General features: G+C 71.5%; 2 protein-coding genes. Both read left to right on the top strand.

Annotation, left to right across the window (positions count from 1 at the left end; translation table 11 throughout):
- Positions 1 to 1176: 1176 nt before the first annotated feature.
- On the top strand, positions 1177 to 4560 hold the full coding sequence (locus FOF48_RS34560) for a carboxypeptidase regulatory-like domain-containing protein (RefSeq protein ID WP_143908980.1): 3384 nt from the start codon (positions 1177 to 1179) through the stop codon (positions 4558 to 4560).
- A 53-nt stretch (positions 4561 to 4613) separates the two neighbouring features.
- On the top strand, positions 4614 to 7340 hold the full coding sequence (locus FOF48_RS34555) for a hypothetical protein (protein ID WP_143908978.1): 2727 nt from the start codon (positions 4614 to 4616) through the stop codon (positions 7338 to 7340).
- Position 7341 lies beyond the last annotated feature (1 nt).

Raw genomic sequence — 7341 nt, 5'->3', positions numbered from 1 at the left:
TTCCGCAATCCATTACTTCTTGGGCTTGCTATTTGGTTTTCAAAGACCGAGCCGCTTGTCCTGCTTCGCGACTTTTGTTACCGTTGCTTCGTCCCGCCTGCCAGCTTCTTTCCGACCTGCGGGGTTGCAGCTTCTATTTCAGTCCGCATCCGCCGTCAACTTCGCTTTTGCATCCTGCGAACCACTTCGTTTCCCCGGCGCCGTCCAGTGACTTCCGCCGGTTTTTCGAAGGGGAGCGGCTTCTACCTCTTCGCCGTCTCCGCTGTCAACTGTTCGTTGTCAGCTTTCCTCACCGCTTTCCGTCCGTTTGTTGCCTCACGGACTTCTTTCGGTGGGGCGCGGCTTCTACCGCTTCGCGGCCTCCGGTGTCAACCGCCAATCAACCCGGGTCCGATCCAGGGCAGGCACCCGTGCGTTCGCATCCAGGGGATCCACCCACGACGGTGCTGGCCACTGCAACGGTGTTCACGGACGGCCGCGCACGGGCCATGGCCTCGAGTAGCTGCCGGGCGGCCTCTCTTTAGGGAGGCCCCGTCACTGGGCAGCGGCACGGTGGGTCAGGGGCTCGGCCTTCAGGCTCGGGGGCCAGTGGAGGTAGTGGTCCCCCATGCCCGGCTCCCCTTTCGCCGCCGAGCGCCTTGCGGACGCGGACGCATGAAGACGGCCGCGCATCACGCCTCAGCAAGCCGACCGTGGGCGTGTCCTCGGGGCGAAGCTTCCGGGCGGACTCGCATGGCTGCCCTCCTGGGCCTCTGAAGGCGCGCTCGGAAGGTGCTTGCTGGCCTAGAAAAAAATACTGGGAGCGCGCCCCCTCGACGCGCTCCCAGTAACTCAACCCCTCCCCCGAGGGGTCCCCCTCATCCGGATGCGGCCCCCAAAGACCCGCGTCCGTCCTGCTTTTCCTTCAAGACGGCGACTGCCCAAAACCTTGAGTCCCGGAAGATCGACCCCCAGAACCCATCCCCCCTCTGCCCAGAGCGCTCCGCGCTCCGAACCCTTGGGCGCCGGCGGCTCTGCCCCCAGTACCCCCACCCTGACTTCAAATACGTCCGCCGCCGGAATCCTTGGCGTGCCCCCTGCTTTTTTCGTCCGCGCCTTTTGACGCGGCGGCTGCGCGTTCCCAGCCCCGGTCCACGTCAGCGCTGCTGCTACAGTCACCCACCCAGGAGGGGCGCCATGCGGAAGCCAGCGGCGGTGGTCATCGGTGCGGTCCTGCTCTTGCTCTTCACCGGAGCCGGGGCCCTCTGGTGGCTGCGCTCCCCTCCGCCTCCGCCGAAGCCCCCCACCCCACCCCGCACCGCGCGCCGACAGCTTGCCGCGACCCCACCCGCGCCCCCCCAGGGCGCCCTCCAGGTGCGCGGACGCGTCCAGGACCTCCAAGGCCACCCCGTCTCCGGCATGGAGGTCTCCGCCTCCGTGGCCCTGCCCGGAGAGACCCTCACGGAGCTGCCCTGTGACGCGGACTCCCCCGGCGTCTCCCTGGCCTCCGAGGACTGTGCCTCCGTCTCCGCCGGCCAGTGGCTCCGCGAGCTGGTGGAAGCCCACCGGGGTGGCGCGTTCATCCTCGCCCGCACCACCTCCGCGCCGGACGGCACCTTCACCCTGGAGGACCTGCCCCGGGGAAGGGTCGCCGTGTGGGCCCTGGGCCCCCAGGGCTCGGGCGTCCAAGAGGACGTCGCCACCGGCACCCAGGACGTGACGCTGACGCTCGTCCCCAGCCACGCACTCACTGGCCGCGTGGTGGACGAGGACGGCGCCCCGCTCGCCGACGCCCAGGTGACCGTGCTGCACACTGGGACCGCGCGCTACTTCGAGACCCGGACCCGCGCGGATGGCCACTTCTCCGTGGGCCCCCTCCCTGACGGCGACACCTACAGCCTCCTCGCCGCCCACCCGGGAAAGCTCACCGCGTGGCTCCAGGACCTGGCGGCGGGCCCGCTGCCCGAGGACATCCTGATGTACCCCCCCCGGCGCATCGTGGGCACCGTGGTGGACGGCGAACAGCCCGTCGCCGGCGCCACCGTCACGGAGGCGGACGGCGAGCGCGTCGCCACCACCGATGCCCAGGGGCTCTTCACCTTCGACGGACTGGCCCCCGGCGACTACCGCCTGGACGCGGAGCAAGGCGGACTCCAGGCGCGCGAAACCGTGACGGTGACGGAGGACCTGCGCGAGACCCGGGTGACGCTGCGCCTGGGCACCGCGTTCTTCGTCGAAGCCACCGTGCATGACTCCACCGGTGCCCCCGTGGCCAATGCCGAGGTGTCCGCCGACCTCCCGAGCGAGGCCTCCGCGCACTTCAGCATCCCCATCTTCCAGGCGCTCGGCAGCACCGACGCGAACGGCCGCGTGCGCGTGGGCCCCCTCCAGGCACGCCCCTACACCTTCCAGGTGGTGGCGGACCGGCTGCTGGACCTCACCGCGGTCCGGACCGTGGCCGCCGGGGGGCCTCCGCTGGATTTCGTCCTCTCCCCCGCCCTCCTCGTGGAGGGCCACGTCACCGACGCCGCGGGCAAGCCGGTGGCGGAGGCAAACCTGTCGCTGCTGCCCGCGCCTCTGAAGCGCCCCCAGGGCGCCCCGCCGCCGGCCATGCCGCATCCACCGCTGTTCACGATGCACCCGCCTCGTGAAGTCCCCCTCACCTACGACGCCACCACCGACGAGCACGGCCACTTCGCCATCAAGGTCGACCAGGCGCTCACCGGCACGCTCTCCATCGAGGCCAACGGTTTCCTGCCTCGCAAGCTCCAGGTCCGGGCCCCCTCCGCGGACCTGAAGCTGACCCTGGATGCGGGCGCGACCGTGCGCGGCAGCGTGACGAACTCGCGTGGCGCGCCCGTCACCGAGGTGGACATCCTGCTGGTGACCCATCGCCCGGAAGAGGCCAGCTCGCGAAAGGCCGACGACGACGGCTCCGGCGGGGAGCCAGACGAGGACCCGGCCGAGGACGAGGTGGAGCGCTCCACCTTCGCGGGGTCCGCGGAAGAGGACGGTCACTTCGTCATCCAGGGGGTTCCGCCGGGCACCTACTCCGTGTGGCTGCGCGCGAACCAGGGCGGCTATGAGCGCCTGCTGCCCGAACGCGTGACGGTGCGAGGCTCGGAGACCGTGGAGCTCTCGCTGCACCTGGACCTGGACGGCCGCCTGGGAGGCATCGTCGTGGACACGGAGGGCCGGCCCCTGGCGGGCGTCGCCGTGGATGGCGCCGCCAAGGAGGAGGAGGCCAGCGGGGGCCGCGCCTATTCGCCCCTGTCGGCGCGGACGGGCCCCGACGGCCGCTTCGTCCTGGAGCCGCTGGTCCGCGACTGGGACTACGAGCTGACGGCGATGAAGCCCGGCTACGCGATGCCCGGCGCCCGAGACGAGCCCGAGCTCGAGTCGGGCGATGAGAACGAATCCATCCAGGAGGCTCGCGCGCGCATGGACCGGTGGCTGGAGGCCCAGGAGGGCCCCAAGGTCATCGCCCGAGCGGGGAACATGGACGTGCGCATCACCCTGACCTTCCAGGGCCGCGTCACCGGCCGGCTGGTGAAGACCGACGGCACGCCCATCACCCGCTTCAGCGTGAACGAAGAACCCGTGCGCGACCCGCGTGGCGCCTTCACCGTCTTCGTGGACGACCCCGGCCCCCAGCACCTGTCCTTCCAGGTCCCGGGCCACGCCATCACCCAGCGCGACGTGGTCGTCCCCGCCGGCCGCGACGTGGACCTGGGCACGGTGCGCATCGACACGGGCCACGTCGTGAAGGGCCGCGTGGTGGACGACGCGACCGGCGCGCCGCTGGGAGGCGTGTCTGTCTCCCTGGACCTGCCTCCCGACGCCCCGGGTGAGGAGAGCGTGGAGCGCGGCGGCATCTTGAACGTCTTCACCGGCCCGGACGGCACCTTCGACCTGCCCGCGGTGGAGGCCCGGCCCTACGTGCTCACCGTGCAGGAGGCGGAGCACGTGTCCCTCCAGCGCACCCTGGGCCCCAACGAGGACACGGTGGAGCTGCGCCTCCAGACCTCCATCCGCCTGGAGGTGACGGTGACGGACGACCGGGGCCAGCCGCGCAGCCTCGGCCTCATCGCCATTCCGAAGGATGAACCGGGCACGCAGAACATCACCATCGCGCGCCAGGGCGTGGGCCTGTTCCGGGACCTGTCTCCCGGTGACTACCTGGTGAAGCCCGCGGACGCGACGTCCCGCTTCACCGTCCTTCCACGGCTCACTCGGGTCGAGGCGCGCCGTGTCAACCGCGTGGACCTGCCCGTGTCCACGCGGGGCCCCACGTTGAAGCTGCGCTGGAGCGAGCGCGGAATGCAGGGCACGCCCTACCTCCTGCCAGGACGCGTGCCCGCGCCGCGGGAGGTGGCCACCTCGCTGGAGCTGGAGTGGCTGCGCCAACAAGCGCTCCCGCTCTTCATGTCCCCCGGAGATTCCTGGAGCAACCTCCCACCCGGGCCCTACACGCTTCTCGTGTTGCGAGAACGCGAGGGGCGCTGGCTGTCGTTCCGCCAGGACGTGATGGTGGGGACGGGCGACGTCCAGCAGGTGGAGGTCCCCGCGCTGCCGTGGTGAGGCGTGTCGGTGGTGGCTCGCGGTGACGGGGAGCTGTGTTAAACCCGCGCCCCATGACCGCGAGCGACGCGCTGAGCGCAGCAGACCTCGAACGTCTGGCCAGGGCCGAGGCACCGGACCTCGCCGAGGCCGTGCTGGCCTTCCTCGACCAGCCGGACCGCACGTCGGACACGCCGCTGCCGCAGGGCGCGCTTGGCTTCGACGCGCTGAAACAGCTGCTGGAGCAGGCGCGGCAGCACGGGGAGAAGAAGGGCCGGCGCCAGGGCTCGCATGAGGCGTGGCAGCGCTTCCTCGCGCAGAAGGACGTGCCGCTCCCGCCGCGCTTCGCGCTCGCGGACCTGCTGGTGTCCCTGTACGAGAAGAACACCGAGCCCGCGCGCGCCGTGCTCTTCACGCTCGCGAAGGAAGCGCCGCTGAAGTTCGGCCTGTGGGCGGGCCTCAAGCGCATCTACAAGCTGTCCGAGGCGCGCCACGACGCGGAGATGTTCGGCGTGCTCGCGTGGCGCTTCGACACCGAGCGCGGCACCCACCGCTCGCGCGAGGTGGGCGGCGGCACCCTCACCTACCTCCAGCGCCGGGCGTGGCGCTTCCTGCGTCAGCTGGGCGCGGCCGTGCCGGAGCTCTACCCGCAGTTCGCGGTGGAGGTGCTGCGGCACTACGAGCCGGACACCACCTGGTCGTCGTGCTGGGTGGCGCACCACGTCTGGGCGCACAACAGCCGGAACTACTCCGCGTCGCGCTTCTCCATCCCTCCGCCCAACGACATGGTGAAGCAGCGCATGTATCCGGACGCGTGGAAGCGCTCGCCGGACGCGCTGATGCGCCTGTTGGACACGTGCCAGTCGGACCCCGCCGCGAAGTTCGCCATCCAGGGCCTGCGCAAGGACTTCCCGGAGGCGCTGCGCAAGGTGACGCCCGCGTGGCTGGGCCGGCTCGCGCGCCGTCCGCTGGGCAGCGCGCATGAGTTCCTGGTGGAGACGCTGCAGGGCTCGCCGGAGTTCCACCAGGGCAAGCTGCGCGCGGCCGGGCTGCACGAAGCGGTGCTGGAGCTGCTGTTCTCCCCCAGCGACAAGGCCCGCGCCTACGCCATCGAGTACGCGCGCGGACACGCGCAGGACATGGCCGCGGACCGGCTGGCGGACCTGGTGGAGCGCGGCGAGGACGACGTGAAGGCCTTCGCCGCCGCCACCCTGGAGAAGCGCCCGCCGCGCGAGCTGGGGCTGCCGCTGCTGGGCCGGCTGCTCGTCTCCAAGCCCACCGCGGCGTTCGCGGCGAAGGCGCTGGAGCAGTCCTTCGACCGGGCGGAGATCACCCAGGACTTCCTGCGCGAGCTGCTCTGGGGCCGCCAGGAGCAGCTCAACTGGGCGAAGAACTACGTCACCACGAAGTACGCGACGGGGGAGATGCCCGCCGCGTTCTGGAAGCTGACGCTGACGGAGGCGAAGCAGTCCTCGCGGCCGCGCATCGTGGAGGACACCGCGATGAAGGCGCTGTCCGCGTACAAGCCGGCGGACATCGGGCCGGAGTGGATATTGGACCTGGTGGCGCACCCGCGCCTGGGCCGTCAGGCGGCGCAGTGGCTCACCCGCGCGGACAGCCTGCCGGGCCTGGACGTGGAGCGGGTGAAGGCGCTGGTGTTCAGCGCGAAGCACCGCGAGACGGCGCTGGCGCTGCTGGGCAACCGCAAGCTCTTCACCGCGCGTCAGCTCACGGTGCCCTGGCTGCTGGCGCTGGCGCGGCGGGCGGACCCCACGCTGCACGACTTCGCGCACCGCTACCTGCTGGAGAACGTGGTGCCCGCGGACTTCAGCGACACGGGCGACGCGGACGCCGGCCTGGAGCGCCTGTTCGACCTGGCGCTGGGCGCGAAGCAGCCGCCCCCGGTGCGCGCGTTCGCGCAGACGTACCTGCGCTGCCACCACCCGGGCATCGGGCCGGAGCAGCCGGAGTCCAAGTCCTACGAGCTGCGGCCTCGCGCGCCGCGCAAGGCGTACACGGCGGAGCGCCTGTGGCCGGCCTTGATGGATCCGCGCGACGACGTGCGCCGCTTCGCGCTGACCCTCGCCCGTTCGGAGCTGCGGGCGTGGGGCTACCAGACGCGCGTGTACGAGCTGGCGGACTCGGACGCGAAGGAGATCCGCAACCTCGCGTATGACGCCCTGCTCAACGCGGGCGAGCCCGGGGCGGATGCGCGCCACACGCTGCAGCCGGAGGAGCTGGACGCGGGCAAGGTGTTCGCGCTCACGGAGTCCACCAAGCGCAGCACGCGCGAGGTGGCCGTGGAGCTCATCCGCCGGCACTACGCGCGGCTGGGCGGAGCGGAGCGGCTGGCCGGGCTGATGCAGAGCGCGGACCGCGAGGTGGGCCTGTTCGCGGTGCGGCTGCTCTGGGAGAAGCACCGGCCGCAGCACCTGCCGGAGGGCTGGAAGCCCGCGGGTGGGGGCAAGGACGTCCGCGAGGCGGGCGGCACCGCGCGCTTCAGCGACGTGGAGGCCCTGCGCACGTTCCTCCGGCGCATGATGTTCGGCCTGCCGCCCGGGCGCGCGAAGGAAGCGCGCGAGGGTGACGTGCAGCGCCGGCTGTCCGCGAGCGTGGCCAAGCGCCGCGTGGTGGAGCTGGTGCGCGACCTGGGCCTGGAAGACGAGAGCTTCGCCCGCGTGGTGGCGCCCGTGCTGGGCGAGTTCACCGGCTCCGTGGCGAAGGGCGAGTGGCAGAGCTGCCTGGCCTCGCTGGTGCAATTGCGTGCGGCACACCCGGGCGTGCAGCTCGGCGGCATCTAGG

The organism is Corallococcus sp. Z5C101001 (genome assembly GCF_007352635.1).
GTDB classification, from domain to species: Bacteria; Myxococcota; Myxococcia; order Myxococcales; family Myxococcaceae; genus Corallococcus; species Corallococcus silvisoli.
The sequence above is the reverse complement of the archived record's forward strand: the minus strand, read 5'-3'. Positions and strand labels throughout refer to the sequence as shown.